The sequence below is a fragment of the Phenylobacterium sp. genome (genome assembly GCF_036264965.1).
Classification (GTDB): Bacteria; Pseudomonadota; Alphaproteobacteria; order Caulobacterales; family Caulobacteraceae; genus Phenylobacterium.
This window is the reverse complement of sequence record NZ_DATAPY010000002.1, coordinates 1-25,456: the sequence shown is the minus strand read 5'-3', so window position 1 is coordinate 25,456 and position 25,456 is coordinate 1. Positions and strand designations below refer to the sequence as shown.

Genomic DNA, 25,456 nt, shown 5'->3' with positions numbered 1-25,456 from the left:
AAGCTTGCAACGCGCGGCGTGCTTCCGTCGGCCGGCTTCAGTTTCGTTTGGGACCGCCCGAGGCCAGGGAATAGAGCGGCAGCATCGGCTTCAAGGCCGCGCCGATGAAGAGCTGCGGCTCGGACGGCGGCTTCATCCCTTCCTTCACCTCACGGGTGGCGACGCAGGCCTGCACCGTGCTGCCGAGGATCGCGAAGTTGGCCGCCTTGGGCAGGGTCTCCAGCACGCACTGGTCGAAGTAGGGATATTTGTCGGCCTCGCCGCAGCCGAAGGACGAGCGGTCGGGCCGCGCGGCGGTCAGCACCATCCGGTTCGGTCCGGCCAGCGGCGGCACGAAGACCCCGGAGAAACAGGCCGACATGATCACCACGGTCGGGCGCTTGCCGCAGGTGGTGTCGACCATGTGCGCCAGGACGCCCGGCGGCAGGAACTGCTGGTCGATCACCACGCCCATCGGCGCGCCGTGGGAGCTGAAATAGATCAGGCAGCCGCCCTGGGCCTTGGCAGTCAGGTCGGCGAGTGCGTCATAGATGCCCTGCGGCGTGGACTTCTCCGGGTGGGCGTCGGGATAGCGTTCCGGCCGGACAGAGAACTGCTTGAGGTTCGCCGCGTCGAAGCCGGCCTGCTCGAACTCGGCGATCACGTCGCGCCGCGTGTTGTCGAAGGCCTCGGACGGGCCGCCGGAGTGGGCGTGCCAGTCGCCGGCCACCACCACCCAGCTCCAGTCGCTGAACGCCGAGGCGCTCGCGGCCGGCGCCGCGGCCAGCCACATCAGGCTGATCAGCAACGCCAGGCGCGAGAGCTGCTGCACGGCTACTTCTTGTAGTTCTGGAACGGTGTGGGGATGGCCGTGCCGGTGGCCTTGGCCAGGAGCCGGCCGTCGGCGTCGTAGAGCTCGCCCTCGGTGAAGGCCACCTGGCGGCCCCACTTGGCGACGCGGCCGACGCCGCGCAGCTTCCCCGGCGCGCCGGGGCGGAAGAAGCTGGTTTTCATCTCCAGCGTGGGCGCGACGGCGGTCATGCCGGAGGCCACCATGCAGGCGACGCTCATGCATTCGTCCAGCATGGCGCAGAGGAAGCCGCCCTGGATCTGCTTCATCGGGTTCAGCAGCAGCTCGGCCCTGGCCTCGAACTCCACCTCGACGGTCTTGGTCGCCTGGCTGACCGACAGCATCCGAAAGCCCAGGGTCTGGGAGCCGGTGGGCTGGTTCTTGGTGCGCAGGAAGCGCTCCAGGATCTCAGCGTCGGTGAGGGTCAGCGGTTCGGCGCTGGCGACGTCGTCCATGCGGAGCGGCTCATTTCTTCCGGAATTGATCGAGGGAGACGATCTTGGCCTCGCCGTCGGCGGGCGGCGTCTCGGGGTCGGTGGCCGAGGTGGCCTCCGGCTCCGGCGTCTTGCCCTCGGCCGCGGCCGGCGCTTCGAACTGCAGCAGGAACTGCACGCTGGGGTCATAGAAACGGGTCACCGCCGCATAGGGCACGCTGAGCCGCTTGGGTTGGCCGCCGAACTGCAGGGTCACCGAAAAGAAGGTCTCGCCGGGCGCCAGGTCCCAGTACTGGTGCTGCAGGACGATGGTCATCTCGTCGGGATATTTGCCGAGCAGGTCCGGCGGGCCGGAGACGCCCGGGGCGTCGGTCTTGAAGGTGATATAGAAATGGTGCGCGCCAGGCAGGCCCTCCGGCGCGGCCGCGCGCTTCAGCGCCGTCTTCACGACGCCACGCAGGGCGTCCTGAGCCATCGCCTCATAGCGCATCAAGTCCTGGGCCGGTGGGTCCTGGGCCATGGGGTCTCCAACAAACAGTGGCCGTAAACCTAACGCCTGTGTTGCAGCGCGCAAAGCCGTAGATGGGGTGAGCGGAGGAAAGGTGGGAGGCTTCTGTTGGCAGGCGCCCGCAAGTTCCTGCCAAAGAGGGAAGGCGCCTTTGGCGAGATAGGTGGGAGGCTTCTGTTTGCAGGCGCCTCGCCCCCTTGCTTGGAAAGAGGAGGGCGCCTACCGCTGAGGTAGGTGGAGGGCTTCTGTTGGCAGGCGCCCTCCGGGCCCCGCCTAAGGATCTGAACCCCTAGGACTTAGGTTGAGAACCGTCGAACCGCTTACGCGGCCAGGCGGACTTCTCCAGCGAAGTTATCGTTCGCAGTTAGTTTAAGACCCGGAACGGTGGGTCAGGCCGGAAGAAAGCAACACCTTTACACGTCTGTCGATGCTGATCGGCCCCTCGCTTCCATCCCAGAATTGGGCCGGCGATAACCCGGGGAAGATTGGTGGAGCCGCCGGGAATCGCACCCGGGTCCAGTCCGCTTATTGCGTGCGCGTTTATCTCCATAGTCAGAGCAAGCCCTGACCCGGCGAATATAGGCCGCAGGCGTTAGGAAAAGAAGACTCTCCCGTTCGCGAAGCGTGGATGGCAGGGTGTTTTCCGCCAATCGCCGTGCGAGCTTCGTGAGTGGACTCGGGCGATCGGCGCCGCGCCGCTAGGTTTCCAGGCACAAGTTTTTGCTGGAGAATTCGGATGAAAGACCTGCTTTTCGCCGTGCGGCCGCTGCTCTCGGACTTCTTTCCGACCATCGTCTTCGCGATCCTGATGGCGTTGCATGTGGACGTGCGCGTCGCCACCGCCGCGGCGCTCCTGATCGGTCTCGGGCAGGTGGTCGTCCAGAAGGCGCTGAAGCGACCGGTGGAGCTGCTGCAATGGGCCTCCCTCGGCCTGGTGGTGGTGTTCGGGACCCTGGGCATCCTCACCAACGACCCGCGCTTCCTGATGATCAAGCCGACCATCATCTATGTCGCGATCGGTGTGGTGATGCTGAAGCGCGGATGGATGATCCGCTACCTGCCGGCCGATGCCGTGGAGCATGTGGCGGACCTGCAGATCGGGTGGGGCTATGCCTGGTCAGCCCTGATGTTCGCCACGGCCATCGCCAACGGCCTGATCGCCTGGAGTTTCCCCGCCGTCTGGCCGGCCTTCATCGCTGTAGTCCCGCTGGCCTCGAAGGCCCTGATGTTCGCCGTCCATTTCGGCAGCGTCCGCTATATCGGCTATCTCCGCTATCGGGCGGGCCAGCGGGCGCTGGAGGCTAAGGCGATGGAGCCTGCGGCCGCGGCGGCGGCATAGGGTCGGCCTCGTCGGGCGCGGGCTCGACTGCGGGCGGTTGCGGCCGGGCCTGCGGGGCCGGCTTCAGCTGGCCGCCGTGGGCGACGAGATCGCGGTAGGCGGCCCGCGCCTTGGCGAAGTCGCCGCCGGCCGGAAAGATCACGTCGAAGCGGCGATCGTGGCCCATGGCGGCGCGCAGCGCGGGCTCCAGAGCCTCGGCGGCCTGGCCGATCTCGGCGTCGTCGCAGGCGCGGCGCAGCGAGCGGGCGCGGCCCGGGATCATCAGGGTCAGGTCATAGGCGGCGCCGTCGACGCAGACGCTGTCGGAGATGTCCGGTCCCTCGCTCACCCGCACGTCGCGCGGCGCGGTCCACAGAGGATCGGTCCGCAGCGACAGGAAGGCGGTGGCCTGGCCGTCCGGCAGTTCCGCGTCGAAGCCCACCCGCCGCGCGATCCCCGCCTCGCAGCAGGCGAACCCGGCTCGGGCCTGGACGAAGGCCTTGCCGTCGCGCCGCACGGTGATCCGAACCACGCTCTGGCGCACGCTGCGCGCCGGGCGCACCCAGACTTCCAGGATCAACTCCGACCCGCGCAACAGCTGCCACTGCAGCGGCATCAAGCCCCAAAGGCGGTAGGTCGAGGGATCGACGCCGTTGTCCACGGGGATCGGCCGCTCGCCCGAGCCCTGGCGGCGTCCGCCCAGCGGGTTGGCGGCCTCCGGCGCGAGGGGGCGCTTTTCGTCCCACCACGCCTGGGGATCGGGCGGCGGGAAGGGCCAGATCTCGGCGTCCTGCGGCGGCAATCCCTTGGGCGGCGGCTTCACCGGTTGGGCGCGGCCGGCGAGCGGACCCGCCGCGGCGGCGATCAGCAGCGCTATGACGACAAGACGACGCACGACTGCAAAGCCGCCGAGGTCCGTCGACGGTTCCCTTTGGAGCTAGAGCACCTCGACGCCGCGCTGGATGGATAAGACGCCGGTGCGGGAGATCTCCACCAAGCCCAGCGGCCGCATCAGATCGGCGAACTTGTCGATCTTCGACGGCGCGCCGGTCAGTTCGAAGACGAAGCTGGCGTGGGTGGTGTCGATCACCCGGGCGCGGAAGATGTCGGCCACGCGCAGCGCCTCCACCCGCTCGGCGCCCGACCCCGCGACCTTGATCAGCGCCAGCTCGCGCTCCAGGCCGTTAGGGTCGCGGGTCACGTCCTGAACGTGGCGGGTCGAGACCATCTTGGTCAGCTGGGCCTCGATCTGGGCCAGCACCTGCGGCGTGCCGCGGGTGACGATGGTCACACGGGAGGTGTGGGCGTTGTGGTCGGTCTCGGCGACCGTCAGGCTCTCGATATTGTAGCCGCGCGCCGCGAACAGCCCGACCAGGCGATGCAGCACCCCCGGCTCATTGTCCACCAGTACGGCGAAGGTCGCCAGGCTTTCGACCTCGTCGGCGTGGGCCAGGTCGTAGACGGAGGCGGGCTGGGCGGTGTCGGTCATGAGGGCCTTATAGCCTCCGCCGCCACACTGCTGCCAGCACGCTGTCATGAGCTGGGTCTATCAAGGCGGTGTCGCAACCACGCCCGGTGGCGCGTCTTCATCACAGGCCCGACGCCGAACCGTCATCGGAGCGGACGAACATCGGGTTTCACGAGGCAAGAAAGGGAGTTCGCCATGTCCATCCAAGAGGTCGCCAACGATCTGGTCGCGCTGTGCAAACAGGGCAAGTTCGCCGAGAGCGGCGAGAAGTACTGGGCTGAGGACGTGGTCAGCGTCGAGGCGGGCGCGCCGGGCGGCGGCGACCCGGTCAGCCGCGGCATCGGCGCGGCGCGCGGCAAGGGCGAGTGGTGGGCCAACAACCACGAGGTCCACGGCGTCGAGGTCGAGGGGCCCTACATCAACGGCGACCAGTTCGTGGTCCGGTTCAAGATGGACATGACGCCCAAGGGCGGCGAGCGGACGAGCATGGACGAAATGGCCGTCTACACCATCAAGGACGGCAAGATCGCCGAGGAGCGATTCTTCTACGGCCAATAGTCGCGAGGCCTGTGAGCAGCGGTCGCTTGCGCAGCGGCGGCTTGGCGCCAACATGGGGGCCATGTCGTCGCGCGAGATGCTGTTCAACCTGCTGAAGCGTCCTTCCGGGGACGCCGCCGAGGCGGCGTTCCAGCATGAGGTGGCGGAAGAGCAAGCCGCGGCGCTGGGGCGGATGGGCCGCAAGGCCGAGGCTGCGCTGGCGGCGCTGCGCCAACATGAGGGCGACGGCCGCGCCGAGGTGCTGAAGAAGGCCGCCGACGCGGTCTGGTGTTACTTCGTGCAGCGCGAGGTGATGGGCCTGCGCGACCGCGCCCAGATCATCGCCGACTATCAGATTCCGCGCGAGGTGATGGTCAGGCTCGGCGCCCGCTAGACCAACCGCTTGCCCGCGTCGTCGATGATCGTGCCCAGATCGCGGGCTTCCTCGGCCATGATCATCTCGTTGTGCGCCTTGCCGGAGGGGATCATCGGGAAGCAGTTCTCTTCCTTGGTCACCCGGCAGTCGAAGATCACCGGCTTATCGACGGCGATCATCTCGCGGATCATGCCGTCGAGTTCGTCAGGATGCTCGGCGCGGAAGCCGACGCCGCCATAGGCCTCGGCCAGCTTCACGAAGTCCGGCAGGCTGGACGAATAGGAGTGCGAATAGCGCTCGCCGTGCAGCAGCTGCTGCCATTGGCGGACCATGCCCATCCATTCGTTGTTGAGGATGAAGATCTTGATCGGCAGGCCGTACTGCACGGCCGTCGACATCTCCTGCATGGTCATCTGGACCGACGCGTCGCCGGCGATGTCGATAACCAGGCTGCCGGGATGGGCCATCTGCACGCCGACCGCGGCCGGCAGGCCGTAGCCCATGGTGCCCAGGCCGCCGGAGGTCATCCAGCGGTTCGGCTCCTCGAAGCGGTAGAACTGGGCGGCCCACATCTGGTGCTGGCCGACCTCGGTGGTGATGTAGACGTCCTTGTCCTTGGTCAGCTCATAGAGCCGCTGGACGGCGTACTGCGGCTTGATCAGCTTCGCGTCCGGCGCATAGCGGAAGCTGTCGCGGGCCCGCCAGGCGTCGATCTGCTTCCACCAGTCGGCCATGGCGGCCTTGTCGGTCTTCAGGTTCTTCTGCTTCCAGACCCCGATCAGGTCGGCCAGGACCGAGCCCGCATCGCCGACGATGCCGATGTCGGTGCGCACGTTCTTGCCGATCGATGAGGCGTCGATGTCGATGTGGATCTTGCGCGAGCCCGGCGCGAAGGCGTCCAGGCGGCCGGTCACCCGGTCGTCGAAGCGTGCGCCGACGGCGATCATCACGTCGCAGTCGTGCATGGCGTTGTTGGCCTCGAAGGAGCCGTGCATCCCCAGCATGCCCAGCCACTGCGGGCTGGAGGCCGGATAGGCGCCCAGGCCCATCAGGGTCGAGGTCACCGGCGCGCCGGTCAGCTCGGCGAACTCGCGCAGCAGCCTGGAGGCTTCCGGCCCGGCGTTGATCACGCCGCCGCCGGTGTAGAGGATCGGGCGGCGCGCCTTGGCGATCATCGCGGCGGCCTCGGCGATGCGGCCCGGGTCGCCCTTGGTGCGCGGCGCGTAGTTGTGGACGTGCTTGACCTCGGCGGGGCCCTGATAGGCGCCCTTGGCGAACTGCACGTCCTTCGGGATGTCGATGACCACCGGACCGGGACGGCCGGAGGTGGCGATGTGGAAGGCCTCGTGCAGGATGCGCGGCAGGTCGGCGACGTCCTTCACCAGGTAGTTGTGCTTGGTGCAGGGCCGGGTGATGCCGATGGTGTCGCATTCCTGGAAGGCGTCGGTGCCGATCAGGTGGGTGGCGACCTGGCCGGTGATGACGATCAGCGGGATCGAGTCCATCAGGGCGTCAACGATGCCGGTCACCGCATTGGTGGCGCCGGGGCCGGAGGTGACCAGCACGACGCCGGGCTTGCCGGTGGAGCGGGCATAGCCCTCCGCGGCGTGGGTCGCGCCCTGCTCGTGGCGCACCAGCACGTGTTGCAGGCGGGGCTCGGCGAAGAGCGCGTCATAGATCGGCAGCACCGCGCCGCCCGGATAGCCGAAGAGCACCTCGACGCCCTGATCGAGGAGCGCGCGCACGACCATCTCGGCCCCGGACAGGGTGGTGGTCTCGGCTTGGATCGTGGAGCTATGGGCGGTCATGATGGTCTCTGGGGATCGGCTCTGGTTTGGGCAATAAAAAAGGCCCGCTGGGGGCCTGGTGCAAGCGACCGTTGACGGACTGAGCTGATCTCAGACCGTGGCGGGTCGCCTTACGAGTACAAGAATGCTGCGCACGAGATTTTCCTAGAACGACTGGATCAGGCGTTTCGCATGCTGCGCCTAGGGCGTCAAGGCGGGGTTAAGGGCAAGAAACTGCCTCCACTGGTCCTCGGCGTTAATTTCCGTGAGGCGCGGCCAGCCGGCCATCTGGCCGCGCATCCAGGTGGTCTGGCGCTTGGCGTAGCGGCGGGTTTCCTGCTGGGCGGCGGCCAGAGCGTCGCGCAGTGACGTCTCGCCGCGAAGGTGGCCGGCGAGTTCGCGGAAGCCCACGGCCTTCATCAGCGGCAGGGCCGGATCGAGGTTGCGGGCGGCCAGCGCGGCGACCTCGTCCAGGACCCCCGTTTCCAGCATGGCGGCCAGGCGGGCGTCGCAGCGGGCGTAGAGCGCCTCGCGCGGCGGTTCGAGCGCGACCGACGTCCAGGCGATGGCCGGCGGGGCCAGGGTGCTGTCGGCCTGCCAGTCGGAGAGGGCGCGGCCGGTGGCGGCATAGACCTCCCAGGCGCGGCTCAGGCGCTGGCGGTCATTCACCTCGATACGGGCGGCGGCCGCCGGATCGTGCAGCGCCAGGCGATCGCGAAAGGCGTCGTGTCCCAAGGCGTCGTAATCGACGGCGGTCTGGCGGCGGACCTCGGCCGGGATCTCCGGCGCTTCGGCCAGGCCCTGGGTGAGGGCGCGGAAATAGAGCCCTGTGCCGCCGACCACCACCGCCGGGCGGCCGCGCCCCGTGATGTCGGCCAGGACGTCGTGCGCCGCCCGCAGCCATCGGCCCACCGACCAGCCGTCGGCGGCGTCGACGGTTCCGAACAGGTGGTGGGGCGCGCGGGCTTCCTCGTCCGGCGAGGGCCGGGCGGTCAGCATCCGCAGGTCGGCGTAGAGCTGCATGGAGTCGGCGTTGACGATCTCGCCGCCGGTCACCTCGGCGAGGCGCAGGGCCAGAGCGGACTTGCCGCTTGCGGTGGGACCGGCGATCAGCCAGATGCGGGGCTCCATGGAACTGGTCCTTACCGTTGTTGCGCCGCCCAACGCAGGCGCTTTCTCACTGGCGCTCCGCGAGATCTTCGCCAGCGCCGGCGCGAAGGGGACGTCCTCGCGCAAGCTGGACGCCGGCGAAAGCGCCGCCACCGACGTCTTCCTGGAGGCGCCGGACCTGGCGGCGGTGCGCGCAGCGCTGGAAGCGCCGATGGCCGGCCAGGCGCTGGACTGGTGCGTCCAGCCGGCGGCGGGGCGGCGCAAGCGGCTGCTGGTGGCCGACATGGACTCGACCATCATCAATGTCGAATGCCTGGATGAACTGGCGGATTTCGCGGGCCTGAAGGCGGAGATTTCGGCGATCACCGAGCGGGCCATGCGCGGCGAACTGGCCTTCGAGGGCGCGTTGCGCGAGCGGGTCGCGATGCTGAAGGGCCTGCCGGTGACGGCGCTCCAGCAGGCCTATGACGAGCGCGTGAGGCTCAATCCGGGCGCGCGAACCCTGGTCCGGACCATGGCCGCCAACGGCGCGCGCTGCGTGCTGGTCAGCGGCGGGTTCTCGTTCTTCACCAGCCGGGTGGCGCAGGCGGCGCTGTTCCACGCCCATAGGGCGAACACGTTGCTCGAAGCGGACGGCATGCTGACCGGACTGGTCGGCGAGCCAATCCTCGGGCGTGAGGCCAAGCTGGCGGCGCTGCAGCAGGAAGCCAAGGCTGGCGACATTCCCCTGAGCGAAACGCTGGCGCTGGGCGACGGCGCCAATGACCTGGCGATGATCGAGGCGGCGGGTCTGGGCGTCGCCTATCACGCCAAACCGATCGTCGCGGCCCAGGCCGACGCGCGGATCGAGCACACCGACCTGACCACGCTGCTATATTTCCAGGGCTACTCGGAAGACGCCTTCGTCCTATGACCCTGCCTCGCATCGTTAGAGCCGTCGTCTTCGATATGGACGGCCTGCTGGTCGACACCGAGACGCTGATCTTCCACGCCATGGAGCGCGCCAGCGCCGACATCGGGGCTGAGATCCCGTTCTCCGTCTTCCAGCGGATGGTGGGCCTGCAGGATGCTCACTCGGACCTGATCGTGGTGGAGCACTTCGGGCCGGGCTTCGACCTGGAGGCGTGGTCAAAGGCCGTGCGCGCCTACGCCGATGAGGAGCGCAACGCGGGCGTCGCACTCAAGGCCGGGGTGCTGGAGATCGTCGACTATCTCGATCGCGCGGGCCTGCCGCGGGCCATCGCCACCTCGTCCAGCCTCAAGGCCATCCAGCGGAACCTGACGCCGCACGGCCTGCTGGACCGCTTCCAGGCCTTGATCCCGCGAGACGTCCAGACGCAGGGCAAGCCGCATCCTGAGCCGTTCCTGAAGGCCGCCGAAGCCCTGGGCGTCGATCCGGCCGACTGTCTGGCCCTGGAAGACAGCCACAACGGCGTCCGCTCGGCCTCCTCGGCGGGGATGATGACCATCATGGTGCCGGACATGCTCGATCCCACCGAGGAGATGCGCACGCTCACCGTCCGCATCGCCCACGACCTGCATGAGGTGCGCGAGCTGCTGGAGGCTCAGCGCAGGTCGATCCAGTAGCGGCGGCCGGTGTCGCCCTCGATCCAGGGATGTGGGATCTCGTCGCGGAAGACGCCGCCGTTCTTCTCGATCACCCTCATCGAGGCAGGGTTGTTCGAGTTCACCGTCAGGGTGACGCGATCCAGCGACAGGTGCTCGCGTATGTGGTCCAGCATGGCCGCCAGCATCGCCGTGGCGTGACCCTGGCCGCGGGCGGAGGGCCGAACCGAGTAGCCGATGTGGCCGCCCCAGGCTTCCAGCAGGTCGTTCAGGCGGTGGCGGACGCCGACCGAGCCCAGGAACCGGTCGTCCTCGACCCACCAGAGCTCCGTCTCCGGCACGCGCTCGCCCAGGCTGGCGTCGGGCAGGACGATGGTGGTCGGCGGATTGTTGACCAGGCGCACGAACCACTCCGGCTCGCGGGTGATCTGGGCAATCAGCTCCGGGCTCTCGGGGCGCAGGCTGTCGCGGGCATAGCCTTCGTGCAGCGCGTCCACGTAGCTGGCCATATAGGCCAGGTCCGGCCGGACGAGGGCCGGCATCAGCGCTTGGCGGCCCCGGCGGCCGCGCCCGGGCCCTGGTGCATCTCGCGAAGGATGTCGGTGTCTTCCGGCGACAGGATCATGGTGGTGTCGCCCTGGCCGAGGCCGGCCTCGTAGGCCTGCATCCGCCGATAGAACTTCGCGAAGCTGGGATCCTTGCCGAAGGCGTCCGCGAAGATGCGGGTCCGTTGGGCGTCGCCTTGGCCGCGGGTGGTTTCGCCGATCTGCTGGGCGTCGGCCAGCGTGATCGCCACCTGCTTGTCGGCAGTGGCGATGATCTCGCGCTTCTGTTGTTCGCCCTGGGCGCGGAATTGCGCCGCCAGCTGCTGGCGTTGCGATTGCATGCGCCGATAGACGTTGGCGCGGTTGGCCTCCGGCAGGTCGGCGCGCTTGATGCGCAGGTCGATGATCTCGATGCCCAGGCGCGATTCCTTGGCGCGGCGGGCCACGTCCAGCTTGGACTGCTGCATCAGCTGGTCCCGGCGCGCCGAGATGATGTCCGACTGGGTGGTGGAGCCCAGCACCTGGCGCAGCGATGAGTTCACCAGCCGCTCCAGGCGGTCCTGGGCGATCTGTTCGTTGCGCAGGGTGCGGTAGTACTGCAGCGGGTCGGAAATGCGGTAGCGCAGGAAGGCGTCGACCACGAGCCGCTGCTGGTCGGCGTCGATGATCTCCTCCTGGTCGGCTTCCAGCGCCAGATTGCGGCGGTCGAACTGGATCACGTTCTCGACGAAGGGCTGCTTGACGTTGAGGCCCGCGCCCGGCTGGCCGGGGGCGTGGATCACGCGCACCGGCTCGCCGAAGCGCAGCACGACGGCCTCTTCGCGCTGGTCGACGATGAACAGGGTGTTGGCCAGGATCACCACGGCGACGAAGCCGAGGATCAGCCACAGGAAAAGCGGGGTGGAGCGGCTCATTGGGCGCCTCCCGGCTGCTGGGCTTGCGGTTGCGGCTGCGCCTGGGGCACGACCTGGACCGGCGCCTGTTGTTGCGCCGGGGCTGCCGCGCCGCGCGGACGGAAGACGTCGGACGGCAGAATCACCGGGGCGGTGACGCCCTTGCCGGAGATGATCACCTTGTTGGAGTTGGCCAGCACGCGTTCCATCGTCTCGGAATAGAGCCGGTCGCGGGTCGCCTGCGGCGCGCGCTTGTACTCGTTGTAGATCGAGTTGAAGCGGGCCGCGTCGCCGGTGGCGGTGCGCACCGATTGCTCGCGGTAGCCCTGGGCGGACTGGACGATCTTGGCCGCATCGCCCTTGGCTTCGTTGACCACGCGGTTGCGGTAGGTCTCGCCCTCGTTGACCGCGGTCGAGGCGTCCTGCTGGGCGTTGCTCACGTCGCGGAAGGCGGCGACCACCTCCTGCGGCGGGTTCACAGCACGGATCTGCACCTCGACCACACGGATACCGGCGCCCCAGCTGTCCAGGGTCTTCTGCATCAGGTCGGCGGTCTCCAGCTGCACCTTGCCGCGGCCGTTGGTGAAGATGGAATCCAGCAGGGTCTTGCCGATCACCTCGCGCATGGCGCTCTCGGCGACCGCCTTGACGGCTTCTTCCGGATTGCGGGTCGCGAAGACGTAGCGCGATGCGTCGGAGACCCGCCAGGTGACGCTGAAATTGAGGTCGACGATGTTCTGGTCGCTCGTCAGCATCAGGCTCTCCTGCGGCACGTCGCTGTCGGCCGTGCCGCCGCCGCCGATGTCGATCCGCTGCAGGCTGGTGACCGGCACCTTCTCCACCTCTTCGATGGGGTAGGGCAGGTGATAGCGCAGGCCCGGCGCCTCGGACCGCGAATAGGCTCCGAAGGTGGTGACCACGCCCTGTTCGTTGGGTCCGACCTGGTAGAGGCCGGAGAGCGCCCAGAGCGCGAAGGCCGCGCCGGCGATCATCGCGATGACGCCCGGCTGCACGCCGCGTCCGCCGCCGCCGAACATCGCGCGCAGCCGGTCGCGCAGGCGATCGAGGCCGGCGTTCAGGTCCGGGCCGCCGGGGCCCTTGGGCCCACGTCCGCCGCCGCCCGTGGGACGGCGCGACGGCGGATCCTTGCGGTCACCGTCATCGCCCGAGGGCGGGGAGCCCCACGGGCCGGGATTGGCATTGTCGTTCCAGGGCATTTGCCGGGTCGGTCTTTGCTTTAAGCTTGGGGCTTTGTTGTGGTCGATCCAGGCGCAGCGCCCCATATACAGCGGCGCAGTCCGATGGATATGAGACCCAGCCTCCGTCAAAGCAAGCTTAAGGCGTCATGAGCGAAGAGACCGCCCCCGATAGAGCCGCGATCCTGGCCGCCCTGGACGCGGTCAAAGACCCCAGGTCCGGCCAGGGCCTGACCACGGCCGGCCTGGTTCGCGGCCTGACCATCCGCGGCGACAAGGCGGCGTTCATGATCGAGATCCCGGCCGCGGACGCCGAGCTCTACGCCCCGGTGCGCGACGCGGCCGAACGCGTCCTGGCCGCGGCGCCGGGCGTCGGCTCCGCCCAGGTGGTGCTGACCGCCGAGAGCGCCGGGCCGCAACTCACCGTCTCGCCCCGCCGCCGCCCCACCGCCCGCGTGCAGGAAGACCCGCAGGCGAAGCTCTCGCCCATGGCCGAAGCCGAGCGCCCGCCGTTCGTCGGCAAGGTGATCGCCATCGCCAGCGGCAAGGGCGGGGTGGGCAAGTCGACGGTGGCGGTGAACCTGGCGGCGGCCTTCGCGCGGCTGGGCCTGAAGGCGGGCCTGCTGGACGCCGACATCTATGGCCCGTCTGCCCCGCACATGATGGGCATCGCGCGCGAGGAGCCGACCTTCGACGAGGACAAGCGGCTGATCCCGCTGATGGCCTGGGGCGTGAAGGTGATGTCCATCGGGTTCATCGTCGAGGACGGGACGGCCAACATCTGGCGCGGGCCGATGGCGTCTTCGGCGCTGCGCACCCTGATGAACAGCGTCTGGGGGACGGCGGAGGAACCGCTGGACGTGCTGGTCATCGACCTGCCGCCCGGCACCGGCGATATCCAGCTGACCCTCGTCCAGAAGCTGCAACTCGACGGGGTGGTGATCGTCTCGACGCCGCAGGAGATCGCGCTGATCGACGCCCGGCGCGCGGCCACCATGTTCCGCAAGACCGGCGCCTCGATCCTCGGTGTGGTGGAGAACATGGCCTGGTTCCCCGATCCGACCACTGGCGCGCGCATCCACATCTTCGGCGAGGGCGGCGCGGCGCGTGAGGCCCAGGCGCTGGGCGTGCCGCTGCTCGGCCAGGCGCCGATCGACATGGCGCTCCGTCAAGCCTGCGACGACGGCGAGCCCCTGGTGGCCGCCAAGCCGGACAGCCCGGCGGCCCACGTCTTCATGGATATCGCGCGGCGGTTGCTGGCCTGATCGGGCCTATTCCGCCGCGGCGATCCGCTCGCCGGGGCCCAGCAGGCTCTCGGCGCTGGCGCCCTCCTCAGCGGCGGCCAGCGCATCCAGCCGGGAGCGGATTTCGCCATGCCGTTCCTTCGTCAGCGAGTAGCCGAAGAACATCGCCCCACCGACAACCACCAGCATGATCGGCGCGAAGAGGTAGCACATCTCCAGCCCCCAGATGGCGTGGGGCGTGTTGACCGCGCCATCCTTGGCGTTGAACCCGACGTAGGCGAGGATCGGATAGACGATCGACACCGTGATTGAAGTGCCGAACTTCTGGGTCATGGTCACCAGGGCAAAGAGCACGCCGGATCGCTCGCGGCCGGTCTCCAGGCGCAGCTGGTCGGCCACGTCGGCCACCATGGCCCGCACCAGTAGGATGAAGGCGCTGGCGCAGAACCCGACGCTGAACATGCCGAGGGCGGTGAGCCAGAACTGGCCCGCCGGCATGATCATCAGGGTCGTCTGGGTAACGGCATAGGCTGCGCAGGCGATCTGCACGGCACGGTGCTTGCCGACCCTCTGGGCGACGCGGCCCCAGAACGGCGCGCCGATCACGCCGGCGGCGGTGTAGGGGATCAGCAGTTCGGGCACTTGGATCAGCGAGAAGTGCTTCGCCTCGTGGAAGAAGAACACGTAGATCGGGGCGGTCGTGCCGGGACCGAGGGTGAGGAACAGGTCGGCCAGCACCAGCCGCAGCATCGAGGGCGTGGTGATGACGGCGGCATAGTCCTTGAAGGTCATTTTCTCCTTGTTGGCGACCGGTGCGATGGGCTCCTTCGCGAACAACAAGGCGAGCGGCACGGTGATCACCGACGCCCCGATGATGATCCAGCCGATGGTGCCCATGCTGGCCGACTTGGCCGGGTTGATCGCGCCGTGAGTGACCAAAGGCAGCAGGTTGATCGCCACGCTTCCGGCCAGGGCCAGGCCCATCATCCAGGCGAAAATCCGGGATCGCTCGTTGTAGTCGCCAGTGATGGTGCCGGCCCAGGCGGAGTGGCCCAAGACCAGCAGCGAATAGGCGACGTAGAGCAGCGAGTACCACACCAACATATAGGGGATGCCGGCGCCGTCCGGCGGGTTGAACACCTTGAACACCGCGAGGATCACCACCGGCAAGCCCAGCAGGTACCAGGGCCGATAGCGCCCCATGGGCGTCTTGGTCTTGTCCATCAGGATGCCGAGGAAGAGGTCGATCACCAGGTCGGCCAGCCGGATGACGGCGATGGTCGCGCCCAGCTTCAGCAGGCTGATGCCCAGGTGCCCGGCGTAGAAGCGGGGCAGATAGACTCCCATAATGCCAAGCAGGAGGTAACCGGGGATGCTTCCGGCGGAAAATGCGAACAGGCGTGGAAATGGCAGCCGACCCGCAGGGGCCGCGGAGTTTAGGGTCACTGAGCGTCTCCCAATATCAATAGGTCACTCTCTGTGGAGTGCTTAATCTGGGCAGGAGAGCTTGCAGACGTCCCCCGCGCAAGGGCTTTCCGGGGCGGCGCACGGTCACGGACCGGTGACGAGCGTCTCGCTGGGCGACGGCGCAAGGCTCTGAACGACCGGACTTTCGGCGTAGACGGCGTCGCGCTCATCGAGGCGGCGGCGGATGTCGGCGTGGCGTTCGGCCGACAGCTTGTAGCCGAGGAAACAGGCGCCGCCGATCATCACAAAGACGATGGGGCCGATGGCGTAGGCGAGCTCCAGGCCGCGGATCTGTGCCGCGCCGTTTGTGGCGTGCTCGGCGGGGTTGTAGCCCACCAGACTGAGCACCCAGAAGGTCAGGGTCACGGCCAGCGCGCCGGCGGCCTTGGTCGTGCCGCTGGTCAGCGCGTAGAGCAGGCCGATCTGATGCTGGCCTTGCTCCAGCCGAATCTCATCTCCGATGTCGGCGGTGAGTGAGCGGATCATGACGACGCTGCCGGCCGCCAGGGCGCCAGCCATGAACATCGCCGGCGCGGCGATCGCGAAGCTGGCCTTGGGCGACAGGAAGATCACGATCAGCATCAGGGAATAGCCGACGGCGGTGACTGCGAGCGCCCGATGTTTGCTGATGCGGTTGGCGAGCCAGGCGGTGGCCGGCGCGCCGAACAGCCCTGCGGCGATATAGATCACCAAGAGGCCGTTCGCCGCGGAGAGCGAGAACCCGCGGCTGTCGGTGAAGAAGAACAGGTACAGCGCGCTCATCCACGCCGGGCCCATGATGATGAAGAAGTCGGCGGCGATCAGGCGCAGGACGTTGGGACGCGCGAGCAGCTCGGCGTAGTCCGACAGCCGCACACGGCTGGCCTCGACCTTCGTCAGCGGCTCCGGGGTGCGCAGCGTGACCAGCGCGATGGTCACCGGCGCCATGACCACCAGGAACCAGCCGACCGCCTGGATGCCCTGCGCGTCGGTGCGGTGCATTCCGTGGGTAATGATCGGGATCACCAGGATGGCGATGGCGCCCAGGGTGCCGAGCCCTTGCATCGCCCCGAATATCCGCGAGCGGTGCGTGTAGCTGACCGCCAGCGTCGCCGCCCAGGCGTTGGCCGCCAGCAACAGCAGCGACATGCCCAGGTACATGATGAGCAGCCATAGCAGCAGATAGCCGCGCGAGGCCCCGACCGGCGCCTCGTACATCATGTAGATCGCCAGCATCAGCACCGGCGCGCCCAGCATCATCCATGGCCGATAGCGGCCCAGTGGCGTGCGCGTGCGGTCCATCACCAGGCCCAGGAACGGATCCAGCGGGATGTCGATCAGGCGGATCAGGCCGAAGACGCCGCCTACCGCCAGGCCCAGTCCAATGTGCCGGGCGAAGTAGTTCGGCACCTGCACGGCGACGGAGGTGTTGAGCGCTGAAAACGGCAGGTAGCAGCAGGCGAAGGTGAGGGTCGCAGAAAGCGAAAGCGGCGCCGACGCGGCGCCCTTGGCCTGTGACAACGTCCAACTCCTCACCGGGCCGCGCCTCTGACGGGCGCGATCAGGCGGCAAGATTACGCGCGCCCACCTGCGCGGGCGCAAGTGGATTCGGCGTAATGTGGATCTCTGAGTGCGCCCGTTTCCGGGCGCGCGGGGACCTTAGCCGCCCTGCATCTTGCGGAAGACCTTGGCGGTCTGTTCGCCGCCGGCGTTGTAGGGCTGCTGGCCCGCCGGATCGGTGATCTTGGACCAGTTGTCGCGGATCTCTTCCACCGACAGGCCCTTTTCGCCGAGGTAGACGCCCTCGGTCTCGACGATGTGAGACAGGGCGAACGCGCCCGCGCCGGCGGTCAGGATGCAGCCGGTGGGCGCCTCGTCCGAGCAGAGGAAGACCACGCCAGGCGTCACATATTCGGGCTTCAGGTGCGCCAGGATTTCCGGAGGCATCAGGTTCTCGGTCATCCGCGTGGCGGCCACAGGCGCGATCGCGTTGACATGAATGTTGTTCTTCTGACCCTCGAGCTTCAGCGTGTTCATGAAGCCGATGATGCCGAGCTTGGCCGCGCCATAGTTCGACTGGCCGAAGTTGCCGTAGAGCCCGCTGGACGAGGTGGTGACCACGATGCGCCCGTAGTTCTGGGTGCGCATGATCTCCCAGACCGCCTTGGCCGGCTTCACCGTGCCCATCAGGTGGACGCCGAGGACGAACTCGAAGTCGGCGATCTCCATCTTGGAGAAGGTCTTGTCGCGCAGCACGCCGGCGTTGGCGACCAGGACGTCGATGCGGCTCCAGGCGTCCATGGCGTGCTTGACCATCAGGGCCACGCCCGCGTCGTCGGTGACCGACGAGCCGTTGGCGATGGCCTCGCCGCCCAGCGCCTTGATCTCCTCGACGACCGCGTGGGCCGCTTCGGAGCCGCCGCCGGAGCCGTCGACCGAACCGCCCAGGTCGTTGACCACCACGCGCGCGCCGCGGCGGGCCAGTTCAAGCGCGTGCTGGCGGCCAAGGCCCCCGCCCGCGCCGGTGACGATGGCCACTTTGCCGTCGAAGCGGATGTCCGCCATGGGAAGGTCCTCTCTTGAGCGCGCTACGCGAATTCGGCGGGCCTTGTGCGGCGCGGCGGCGGAGGCGTCAAGGCGAGGGCAGGCGAAAGCCAGAGCGGGAGCGTCGCTTTAGCGCGCGAGCCCCCGCCCTGGCCGCTGTGCGGTCCGTCAGCCCTTGGGGAGGATGAGGCGGACCGCCCGGCGTCCTATCCCGCCGCCGGAGTGTTCGCCCGGGCCTGCTGCTGGGTGCGCATGAACTTCACCAGCACCCGCTGGCCGATCAGGAACGGGGCGCCGTCGGTCGAGACCACGACTTCGACCACGCGGTCGTCGGTGCGTTCGGTGGGGTCGTCCGACAGCAGTTTGCGGGCCCCGAAGACCGCGGCGCGCCGCAGCACGCGGCCAGGCACGACGCGGGTCGGGTCGGCCTCGGCGGAAAGCTGCACGGTCTGGCCGATCAGCACGTAGGGCAGGGCGCTTTCCGAGATCTCGGCGCGCACGATGCGGTCCGCCCTGGGCTCCAGGTCGAACATGTTGGAGACGTTCAGCGTCGAGGCGCCGGCGCCGGGGTTGGCGTAGCGGCGCACGATGCGCCCGTCGGCCGGGGCGCGGATGACGGTGAGCTCCTGGTTGTACTTGGCCTGGCTGAGTTTGGCCTGGGCGGTGGCGATGGCGGCGTTCTGGGCCTGCAGATTGGCCTCCGCCACGTGGATCGCGTCCTGCGCCTGGTCGACCGTCTGCCGGGCGATGAAGTTCTTGGCGATCAGGCCCTGCAGGCGCTCGAACTCGCGCTTGGCGGTGGCGATCTGCACCTGCAGCAGGGCGACCTGGGCGTGGGCCTGGGCCAGTTCGGCCTGGGCTTCCTGGGCCTGCAGGCGCGGTTGTTCGTCTTCCAGGCGGGCGAGGACCTGGCCCCTCTTGACGTCAGCGCCTTCCTGCACGTCGACCTCCTGGACGACGCCGGCGGTGCGGGCGGCGACCTGGATCAATCCGCCCTCCACGTCGGCCTTGCCGTTGGCGATGGCGACATAGGGGCTCTTGGGTGCGTTGGCGGCGGCGACCTTGGCGGCCGCGGTCTTCTTGGTGTTGGCCTGGCTGTTCATGACGAAAGCGCCGGCCCCTACGACGAGGACGAGGACGGCGACGAGCCAGAAGATGCGGCTGCGGGCGAGGGCGAGCATGACTTTGGTCCTTAGGCCCCGGCGAAGGCGGGATGCAGGTGTTGCTGGTCCGCCGCGATCGACAGGGGGTCGGCGCGGCGGTCGTCGAGGATGAGGCCATCCTCGATGTGGATGATGCGGTCGGCGTAGCTTTCCAGGCGCGGGTCGTGGGTCACGCAGACCACCGCGGCGCCGAACGACTTGGCGGCGCGCTGCAGGAGCTTGATCACCACCTGGCCGTTCTCGCCGTCGAGCGCGCTGGTGGGCTCGTCGGCGAAAAGGAGCTGCGGGTCCTTGGCCAGGGCGCGGGCGATGGCGACGCGCTGCTTCTCGCCGCCGGACATCTCCGACGGGCGCGAGTTCATGCGCATCTCCAGGCCCACCTCGGTGAGCGCGACGGCGGCCTTTTCGCGCGCGTCAGAGCGGGAGTAGCCCTTGTACTTGAGGATGATCTCGACCTGCTGCCGCGCGGTCAGGGCGGGGAACAGGTTGAAGCCCTGGAAGATGAAGCCGCAGTGGTCGAGCCGGAAGCGGTCGATCTTGTTGGGCTTCAGGCTCCAGAGATCCTGGCCCATCGCCTGCACCTGGCCGGCGTCCGGCCGCAACAGGCCCGAGAGCACCGCCACCAGGGTCGACTTGCCGGAGCCCGATGGGCCCATGACCATGGTGACTTCACCGTGCAGGGCCTCGAAGTCGACGGACTTCAACACCTCGATATGGGTGCGCCCGGTCTTGAAGCGCTTCTTCAGGCCGCGCGCGACAAGCGCCGGTTTTTGGGAGGCGGCTTGAGAACTCATCGCAGCAGGTCCGCAGGTTGGCTTTTCTTCAGGACGCCCAGGGAGAAGAACCCCGAGAGGATCGAGATGACCGTGAGCAGGATCACCACGGTGATCACCCAGATCATGGGGAAGCCCATCGGCATGTTGAACTTGGTGGCCAGCAGGTAGACGCCATAGGTGAAGAGGGCCGTGGCCAGGAGGCCGGCCACGCCGACCCAGAGCGACAGCTCCAGCACGATCGCGCTGAGCGAGCCCAGCGAGACGCCGAGCGCCCGCAGGCTGGCGAACTCCTTGATGCTGGCCAGGATCGCCCCGCGCAGCGTCTGCGACGTGATGCCGACCCCGATGAGCAGGCCCAGGAACAGGGAGAAGCCCAGGAAGATGCCGATGATCTGCTCGCCCATCAGGGCCTTGCGGTTGGCCGTCGCGAGGTCCGGCTTGCTCCAGGCCTTGTAGGCGCCATTGGCCACCGAGTTGAGCTGATCGCGCACGGCGATCGCCTGAGCGGGGTCGCGCAGGCGCACCATCAAGGGGCCGGTCTTGCCGTTCTTCGGGCCCATGCCCAGCAGCCGCATGGTGTCGCGCGACATGTAGACGACCGGCTGGTTGACGTTGGCGTAGTTGTCCAGGAGGGCGCGCACATAGACGGTCTTGCCGTTCAGGCTGGCGGTGGCGCCGAGGTGCGTGCCGAGCGCCGCCTGCGCCGTCTTGTCGATCACCACCGCATAGGGCTCAAGCAAGGCCAGCCGGACGGATTCCGGGTAGTCGACGGGCAGGGTGACCGAGCCGGGCCGGGGATCGACGTCGAAGGTGTTGACGAAGGTCCGGACCGCCTTCTTGCCGGGAGCGGGCGTGTTGATCCACGGCGCGCCGTCGCCGTCCAGGCTCTCGACCTCGACGACCTGTGGATTGAGATAGATCAGCGGCCGGATGCGCTCGGGAAGGCCGTTGGGGCCGGAATTGATCAGGCTGTCGTTCTTCGGTCCCAGGATCATCAGGTCGGCGCGAGATCGGTCGATGGAGGCGGTGATCGAGTTCACGATGCCGGTGAACATGCCGACCTGGGCCAGGACCAGCAGGCCTGAGAACGCCAGCGCCACCATCGCGGCGCTGTAGCGCTTCCACTCGTAGAGCAGCGTGGCCAAGGCCAGCGACATGGCGACAATCTCCCGTTCGAACGCGAGATGTCGCGGCCCAGCCCCAGGAGCCAGTTAAATCCCCGTAACACCGGGGTAACAGGGCCGCCCATGCCGTCGCGAAATGCGCTCAACCGTGAAGAGGCGCGAAGCGCCAGCGGCAGATGCGGACGGTCCGATTAAACCTTTGTAATCCGGGCGGGCGCGGCCCGCGAACCGGCGGCAATCTTGCGCCGGGCGCGCATCTGTCCCTCTATCGGCAAGGGGGCCGCAGGAATCGCGGCCAGCGGGGGTCTTTCGGCGAATGTTCGGTCTTGAGAATGCGCAGAGCCTGGTGGGCGTGGCGCTGACCATCGGCATCTGCTGGGCGCTTTCGGAGAACCGCCGGCTGTTCCCGTGGAAGCTGGCGATCGGGGCGGTGCTGGTGCAGGCGGCCCTGGTCCTGGCGCTGTTCGGCTTGCCGGCGCTTCGCGCGGGCCTGGAGGGTGTCGGCCATGCGGTGGACGGTCTGTCCGCCTCGACCCAAGCTGGGGTGGCCTTCGTGTTCGGCTTCCTGGCCGGGACGCCGGACCAGCCCTACGCGCTCACCAATCCAGGCTCGCTGTTCGTCTTCGCCTTCCGGGTGCTGCCGGTGATCCTGGTGGTCTGCGCGCTGGCCGCCCTGTTGTGGCACTGGCGGATCCTGAAGTGGATCACCCAGGGCTTCGGCCTGGTCTTCGAGAAGACCATGGGCCTGCGCGGGCCGCCGGCGCTGGCGACCGCTGCGACCATCTTCATGGGCCAGGTGGAAGGCCCGATCTTCATCCGCAGCTACCTGCCCAGCCTCTCGCGCTCCGAGCTCTTCATGTTGATCGCCGTCGGCATGAGCTGCGTCTCCGGCTCGACCATGGTGGCCTATGCGACGATCCTGAAGGACGTCCTACCCAACGCCGCCAGCCATGTGCTGACCGCTTCGATCATCTCCGCACCAGCTGGCGTGCTCCTGGCCCGCATCCTGGTGCCGCGGGTTGCGGAGAAAGAGGTCTTCGATCCGGAGAACCCGGTCGAGGAAAAGGTCTACGAAAGCTCGGTCGACGCCCTGATCAAGGGCACGTCCGACGGCCTCTCCATCGTGCTCAATGTGGCGGCCACCCTGATTGTCTTCGTGGCCCTGGTGGCGATGCTGAACGGCATCCTGGGGATGCTCCCCAGCGTCAGCGGCCAGCCGGTGTCGGTGGAGCGAATCCTGGGGGTGATCTTCGCGCCCCTGGCCTGGGCGCTGGGCATCCGCTGGGCCGACGCGCCGACCGCGGGCTCGCTGCTGGGCGTCAAGCTGGTGCTGACCGAGTTCACCGCCTTCATCCGGATGGGCGGCATCCCAGCCGGCGCCATCGACGAGCGCACGCGCGTGATCATGACCTATGCGCTCTGCGGCTTCGCCAACATCGCCTCGGTGGGCATCAACGTCGCGGGCTATTCGGTGCTTGTGCCGGAGCGGCGCGCCGAGATCATGGGTATGGTCTGGAAGGCGATGATGGCCGGCTTCCTGGCCACCTGCCTGACCGCCTCGGTGGTCGGCGTCATGCCTTCGGCCCTGTTCGGCCACGAGCCGCCGCCGCCCAAGCCCGCGCCGGTGCTGGCTCCGACGCTCGCCCCGAACCCGACGCCGCCGCCCGTGGCCGCGCCCGACGCAGCTCAAACCCCGGCCAAGCCATGAAACTCTACGACGCCCCGGTCGCCCCCAACCCGCGCCGGGTGCGCTGGGTGATGGCTGAGAAGGGGATCGCCGACGTCGAGGTGATCCCGGTCAGCATCCCGGACGGCGAGCATAAGACCGCGGGCTACCTGGCCAAGGCGGGCCTGCCCCAGTTGCCGATGCTGGAAATGGACGACGGGACGACGATCACCGAGTCCCTGGCCATCTGCCGCTATCTGGAGAGCCTCTATCCCGAGCCGAACCTGTTCGGGCGCGACCCGAAGGAGACGGCGATCATCGAGATGTGGACGCGCCGCGCCGAGATGCTGATCGCCACGCCCTTCATGCTGGGGGTGCGGCTCAGCCACCCGGGGTTTGCGGCGCTGGAGGCCCCGGCGCCCGAGGTCGGGGCCTGGAACCAGCAGGCCGGACTGAAGGCGCTCAAGGTGCTGGACCGGCGGCTGGGCGAGAGCGCCTTCATCGCGGCGGACCGGCTGACCATCGCCGACATCGTGGCCGCCATCGGCATCGACTTCGCCCGCATCGTGCGCCTGCGGCCGCCGGAAGAGCTGACCCATCTCAACCGCTGGCTCACCGCCATGCGCGAACGGCCAGGAGCCAAGGCATGACCGCCACCCGCCGTTTGATCATGGCCACAGGCCTGGCTGCGTTCGCGAGCCCGGCGTTCGCGCTCGATCCCGGCGTCACGTCCGGCGCTTATGCCCGCGATGGCGTGAAGCTCAGCTTCAAACACGCCATCGCGCTCAGCCAGGACAACACTGAGGGATTGCTCGACAACGGCCCGCAGATCCGCGTCGTGCTGTCCGACGTGGAAGTCCCGATCTCGGCCCTCTATGGCATCGTGTTCCCGCCGGTGATCGGCATGGCCCGCGACCAGATCGTGCGCGGTGTCATGCTGGAGTTCGCGCCGAAGTCCCCGTCCGCCCTGCATGTCACGGTGCTCTCTAAGCCGGAGGAGCTGGGCGCCTCGCTCACCAGTATCTCGCTGTCGAATTCCGAGGGCGTCTTCAAACGCCTGGACATCGCCGCCACGCGCATCTCCGGCGACTACGACGGCGGCGGGTCTGACTTCAAGTTCACCTTCAGCGCCCCGGTGCTCACCGATCCGGTGCAGGCCGACCTGAAGGGCCCGGCCGCCCAGGCGAGCGAGCAGATCCGGGTGCTGATCGCCCGAGCCGAAGCCCTGCAGCACGGCGATCTGGCCGCGGCGGCGGCGCTGTCTTCCAAGGGCTCGCGGATCGGGACCATGCCGCCTGAAGTCCTCAAGCAGGCCGCCCAGGCCATGCCGCAGATGATCAAGGAGCTGAAGGCGGTCAAACGGGTGGTGGTCCGCCAGTCGACCGCCGTGGCCCTGCAGGGCGCCGGCAGCTGGGCGAGCCTCGTGCTTGAGAACGGCGCCTGGAAGGCCGCCGACTGACGTCAGTTACTCGCGAAGCCCCGCGATCCGTTCCATCATCGGTTTCTGCAACGCCGGTAGCCTGCCGATGGTGCGGATGGCCAGGTTGCGGAATGGGATCAGCAACGGGTTGGCCGACTGAACGCCGGCCAGCAGCCGCTCGCTGAGCACGATCCAGCGGTGGCCGATCGGGTGGCGCTCGGCGGTGTAGCCGTCCAGGGTCTTGCCGGTGAGACGCGCGGCGAAGGCGTGGGCGTCCTCGATGCCGAGGTTCATCCCCCGCGCGCCGATCGGCGAATGCACATGCGCCGCATCGCCGCCCAGGAAGACGCCGCCGGCCTGATAGCGGTCGGCCTGGCGCACGGGGATGTGGAAGGTGTCGCTCTGGCTGACCTGGGCGCTGGCGGTCCCCGGGATGTGACCCAGAGCATCCGGCGTGTTGGACACCGCCCGGAAGCGCTTCGGCCCGATGGGGATGATGAAGCCCATGTCGCCGTTGCGATGCAGCACGGCCATGGCCGTGGCCTCGGGGAACGGCCAGTCGGGGATCGCCGCGTCGGCGATGCTCCAGGTGCGCTTATGGGTGTAGCCGGTGAAGCCCAGGCCCAGGATCTCGCGCACCCGGCTGTGCGCCCCGTCGGCGGCATAGACGTAGTCGAAAGTCCCGCCCTTAGCCCCCGAGAGCTCGGCCTCGACCTTGACGCCGGCCAGGCGGATGTCGGTGAGCTCGGCATTCCATTCGACGGCGACGCCCAGGTCGCGCAGCACGTCCTCCATGACCGTCTCGGTCTCGCTTTGCGGCAGGGAGAGCAGGAAGTTGAAGCGGTGCGGGATGCGCGAGAGCCGGATGGTCGCCAGCAGTTGGTCCTCATAGCGGGCCTGGACGGCCTGCATGCGCACGCCCTTGGCCAGGAGGCGCTCGGTGACGCCCGTGGGCTCGAGGATCTCCAGGCTGCGCGGGCTGATGCCGACGGCCTTGGAGAGCGGGGTCGGGCCCGGCTCCTTGTCGATGATCCGGGCGGTGAAACCGCGCCGCGTCAGTTCCAGCGCCGCGGTCATGCCGCAGGGGCCGGCGCCGACGATCAGGATCCTGGGCTTGGCGGCCATCGAGTCCTCCGGGTGGTCGAACGTGTCGCCGCCGTGGCGGTTCAGCCGGCAGGTTTGGGCGCCGGCGGCCTTGGCGGCAGCGGGAAGACGATGAAGTCGTCGTGCACGTCCTTGACCGCCGTGTCGCCCATCCTGTGCACCGCCGCCTGTAGTTCGAGCAGATCGGCGTAGGGCAGATCGAGCGCGTGCTCGTTCGGATGGGCGGGCGCGGCCTGCGGATAATCCTTGCCGGGCGTCGTGGTCATCTCGATGTGGGCGCCCAGGATATGGCTGAGGCGGCGGTCCTTGGTGAAGCCCACGACCCGGTCGATGCCGGCGCGGTAGTCGGTGAAGTCGTTCAGCGGGACGTAGAGGCGCCCCGGATAGAGGGCGTCGCCGGAG

General features: G+C 68.3%; 27 protein-coding genes and 1 other RNA gene. 9 read left to right on the top strand and 19 right to left on the bottom strand.

Going from position 1 to position 25,456, the window contains the following annotated elements; translation table 11 throughout:
• Nucleotides 1-37: 37 nt before the first annotated feature.
• The 4 genes from VHS75_RS00250 to ssrA form a co-directional block, all read right to left on the bottom strand.
• The gene (locus VHS75_RS00250; protein ID WP_329636590.1) at nt 38-811 is read right to left on the bottom strand and encodes a C13 family peptidase; all 774 of its coding nucleotides are present in this window, start codon (nt 809-811) and stop codon (nt 38-40) included.
• Nucleotides 812-813: 2 nt separating this feature from the next.
• Nucleotides 814-1,284, bottom strand: a complete 471-nt coding sequence (locus tag VHS75_RS00245; protein ID WP_329636589.1) for a PaaI family thioesterase — start codon at nt 1,282-1,284, stop codon at nt 814-816.
• A 10-nt stretch (nt 1,285-1,294) separates the two neighbouring features.
• Nucleotides 1,295-1,783 carry an SspB family protein gene (locus tag VHS75_RS00240; protein ID WP_329636588.1) on the bottom strand — a complete coding sequence of 163 codons (489 nt, stop codon included), beginning with the start codon at nt 1,781-1,783 and terminating at the stop codon, nt 1,295-1,297.
• 221 nt (nt 1,784-2,004) lie between these two features.
• Nucleotides 2,005-2,379: a transfer-messenger RNA gene (gene ssrA, locus VHS75_RS00235) on the bottom strand.
• A 128-nt stretch (nt 2,380-2,507) separates the two neighbouring features.
• Here ssrA and VHS75_RS00230 point away from each other — a divergent pair.
• On the top strand, nt 2,508-3,110 hold the full coding sequence (locus tag VHS75_RS00230; RefSeq protein WP_329636587.1) for an inner membrane-spanning protein YciB: 603 nt from the start codon (nt 2,508-2,510) through the stop codon (nt 3,108-3,110).
• Here VHS75_RS00230 and VHS75_RS00225 read toward each other — a convergent pair.
• Nucleotides 3,073-3,984: a hypothetical protein gene (locus VHS75_RS00225; RefSeq protein WP_329636586.1), complete on the bottom strand. Its 912-nt coding sequence runs from the start codon at nt 3,982-3,984 to the stop codon at nt 3,073-3,075. The genes VHS75_RS00230 and VHS75_RS00225 overlap by 38 nt on opposite strands.
• A 42-nt stretch (nt 3,985-4,026) precedes the next feature.
• Entirely contained in the window at nt 4,027-4,578 is a 552-nt protein-coding gene (gene ilvN, locus VHS75_RS00220) for an acetolactate synthase small subunit (RefSeq protein WP_329636585.1), read from the bottom strand.
• Between the two features lie 174 nt (nt 4,579-4,752).
• Between ilvN and VHS75_RS00215 the strand changes: the two genes are divergently transcribed.
• Both VHS75_RS00215 and VHS75_RS00210 read left to right on the top strand, forming a co-directional pair.
• The gene (locus tag VHS75_RS00215) at nt 4,753-5,115 is read left to right on the top strand and encodes a nuclear transport factor 2 family protein (RefSeq protein WP_329636584.1); all 363 of its coding nucleotides are present in this window, start codon (nt 4,753-4,755) and stop codon (nt 5,113-5,115) included.
• Between the two features lie 61 nt (nt 5,116-5,176).
• Entirely contained in the window at nt 5,177-5,488 is a 312-nt protein-coding gene (locus tag VHS75_RS00210) for a DUF6665 family protein (RefSeq protein ID WP_329636583.1), read from the top strand.
• Here VHS75_RS00210 and VHS75_RS00205 read toward each other — a convergent pair.
• Both VHS75_RS00205 and miaA read right to left on the bottom strand, forming a co-directional pair.
• Nucleotides 5,485-7,278 (bottom strand): acetolactate synthase 3 large subunit, encoded by a 1,794-nt coding sequence (locus tag VHS75_RS00205; RefSeq protein WP_329636582.1) that lies wholly within the window; start codon nt 7,276-7,278, stop codon nt 5,485-5,487. The genes VHS75_RS00210 and VHS75_RS00205 overlap by 4 nt on opposite strands.
• A 180-nt stretch (nt 7,279-7,458) precedes the next feature.
• Entirely contained in the window at nt 7,459-8,388 is a 930-nt protein-coding gene (gene miaA, locus VHS75_RS00200; protein ID WP_329636581.1) for a tRNA (adenosine(37)-N6)-dimethylallyltransferase MiaA, read from the bottom strand.
• Here miaA and serB point away from each other — a divergent pair.
• Both serB and VHS75_RS00190 read left to right on the top strand, forming a co-directional pair.
• Complete coding sequence (gene serB, locus VHS75_RS00195) at nt 8,387-9,280, top strand: phosphoserine phosphatase SerB (RefSeq protein ID WP_329636580.1); 894 nt, start codon at nt 8,387-8,389, stop codon at nt 9,278-9,280. The genes miaA and serB overlap by 2 nt on opposite strands.
• Nucleotides 9,277-9,954, top strand: coding sequence for an HAD family phosphatase (locus VHS75_RS00190; protein WP_329636579.1), 678 nt, complete (start codon nt 9,277-9,279; stop codon nt 9,952-9,954). The genes serB and VHS75_RS00190 overlap by 4 nt, the downstream gene beginning before the upstream one ends.
• Here VHS75_RS00190 and VHS75_RS00185 read toward each other — a convergent pair.
• From VHS75_RS00185 to hflK, 3 genes are read right to left on the bottom strand one after another with little or no spacing between them, the layout of a single operon-like run.
• The gene (locus VHS75_RS00185) at nt 9,933-10,475 is read right to left on the bottom strand and encodes a GNAT family N-acetyltransferase (protein WP_329636578.1); all 543 of its coding nucleotides are present in this window, start codon (nt 10,473-10,475) and stop codon (nt 9,933-9,935) included. The two genes, VHS75_RS00190 and VHS75_RS00185, sit on opposite strands and share 22 nt — an antisense overlap.
• Entirely contained in the window at nt 10,475-11,392 is a 918-nt protein-coding gene (locus VHS75_RS00180) for a protease modulator HflC (RefSeq protein WP_329636577.1), read from the bottom strand. The genes VHS75_RS00185 and VHS75_RS00180 overlap by 1 nt, the downstream gene beginning before the upstream one ends.
• Nucleotides 11,389-12,588: an FtsH protease activity modulator HflK gene (gene hflK, locus VHS75_RS00175; RefSeq protein WP_329636576.1), complete on the bottom strand. Its 1,200-nt coding sequence runs from the start codon at nt 12,586-12,588 to the stop codon at nt 11,389-11,391. The genes VHS75_RS00180 and hflK overlap by 4 nt, the downstream gene beginning before the upstream one ends.
• Nucleotides 12,589-12,716: 128 nt before the next feature.
• On the opposite strand from hflK, the gene VHS75_RS00170 reads away from it, so the two are divergent.
• Complete coding sequence (locus VHS75_RS00170) at nt 12,717-13,832, top strand: Mrp/NBP35 family ATP-binding protein (protein ID WP_329636575.1); 1,116 nt, start codon at nt 12,717-12,719, stop codon at nt 13,830-13,832.
• 6 nt (nt 13,833-13,838) lie between these two features.
• On the opposite strand, the gene VHS75_RS00165 is transcribed toward VHS75_RS00170, so the two are convergent.
• The 6 genes from VHS75_RS00165 to VHS75_RS00140 form a co-directional block, all read right to left on the bottom strand.
• Nucleotides 13,839-15,257, bottom strand: a complete 1,419-nt coding sequence (locus VHS75_RS00165) for an MFS transporter (RefSeq protein WP_329636574.1) — start codon at nt 15,255-15,257, stop codon at nt 13,839-13,841.
• A 105-nt stretch (nt 15,258-15,362) separates the two neighbouring features.
• On the bottom strand, nt 15,363-16,778 hold the full coding sequence (locus VHS75_RS00160; protein WP_329636573.1) for an MFS transporter: 1,416 nt from the start codon (nt 16,776-16,778) through the stop codon (nt 15,363-15,365).
• Nucleotides 16,779-16,916: 138 nt separating this feature from the next.
• On the bottom strand, nt 16,917-17,822 hold the full coding sequence (locus VHS75_RS00155; protein ID WP_329636572.1) for an SDR family NAD(P)-dependent oxidoreductase: 906 nt from the start codon (nt 17,820-17,822) through the stop codon (nt 16,917-16,919).
• A gap of 185 nt (nt 17,823-18,007) precedes the next feature.
• Entirely contained in the window at nt 18,008-18,982 is a 975-nt protein-coding gene (locus VHS75_RS00150; RefSeq protein WP_329636571.1) for an efflux RND transporter periplasmic adaptor subunit, read from the bottom strand.
• Nucleotides 18,983-18,993: 11 nt separating this feature from the next.
• Nucleotides 18,994-19,758: an ABC transporter ATP-binding protein gene (locus tag VHS75_RS00145; protein ID WP_329636570.1), complete on the bottom strand. Its 765-nt coding sequence runs from the start codon at nt 19,756-19,758 to the stop codon at nt 18,994-18,996.
• On the bottom strand, nt 19,755-20,897 hold the full coding sequence (locus VHS75_RS00140; RefSeq protein WP_329636569.1) for an ABC transporter permease: 1,143 nt from the start codon (nt 20,895-20,897) through the stop codon (nt 19,755-19,757). The genes VHS75_RS00145 and VHS75_RS00140 overlap by 4 nt, the downstream gene beginning before the upstream one ends.
• Before the next feature lie 283 nt (nt 20,898-21,180).
• Between VHS75_RS00140 and VHS75_RS00135 the strand changes: the two genes are divergently transcribed.
• Genes VHS75_RS00135 through VHS75_RS00125 form a run of 3 tightly spaced genes read left to right on the top strand, consistent with a single transcriptional unit; the run spans nt 21,181 to nt 23,989 of the window.
• A complete protein-coding gene (locus VHS75_RS00135) occupies nt 21,181-22,572 on the top strand; it encodes a NupC/NupG family nucleoside CNT transporter (RefSeq protein WP_329636568.1) in 1,392 nt (463 codons plus the stop codon).
• Nucleotides 22,569-23,180, top strand: a complete 612-nt coding sequence (locus VHS75_RS00130; RefSeq protein WP_329636567.1) for a glutathione S-transferase family protein — start codon at nt 22,569-22,571, stop codon at nt 23,178-23,180. Before VHS75_RS00135 ends, VHS75_RS00130 begins: the two co-directional genes overlap by 4 nt.
• On the top strand, nt 23,177-23,989 hold the full coding sequence (locus VHS75_RS00125; protein ID WP_329636566.1) for a hypothetical protein: 813 nt from the start codon (nt 23,177-23,179) through the stop codon (nt 23,987-23,989). The genes VHS75_RS00130 and VHS75_RS00125 overlap by 4 nt, the downstream gene beginning before the upstream one ends.
• 6 nt (nt 23,990-23,995) lie before the next feature.
• On the opposite strand, the gene VHS75_RS00120 is transcribed toward VHS75_RS00125, so the two are convergent.
• Nucleotides 23,996-25,075 carry an FAD-dependent oxidoreductase gene (locus tag VHS75_RS00120; RefSeq protein WP_329636565.1) on the bottom strand — a complete coding sequence of 360 codons (1,080 nt, stop codon included), beginning with the start codon at nt 25,073-25,075 and terminating at the stop codon, nt 23,996-23,998.
• Nucleotides 25,076-25,116: 41 nt separating this feature from the next.
• On the bottom strand, nt 25,117-25,456 hold a 340-nt coding region (locus VHS75_RS00115; protein WP_329636564.1), incomplete at its 5' end, for a hypothetical protein.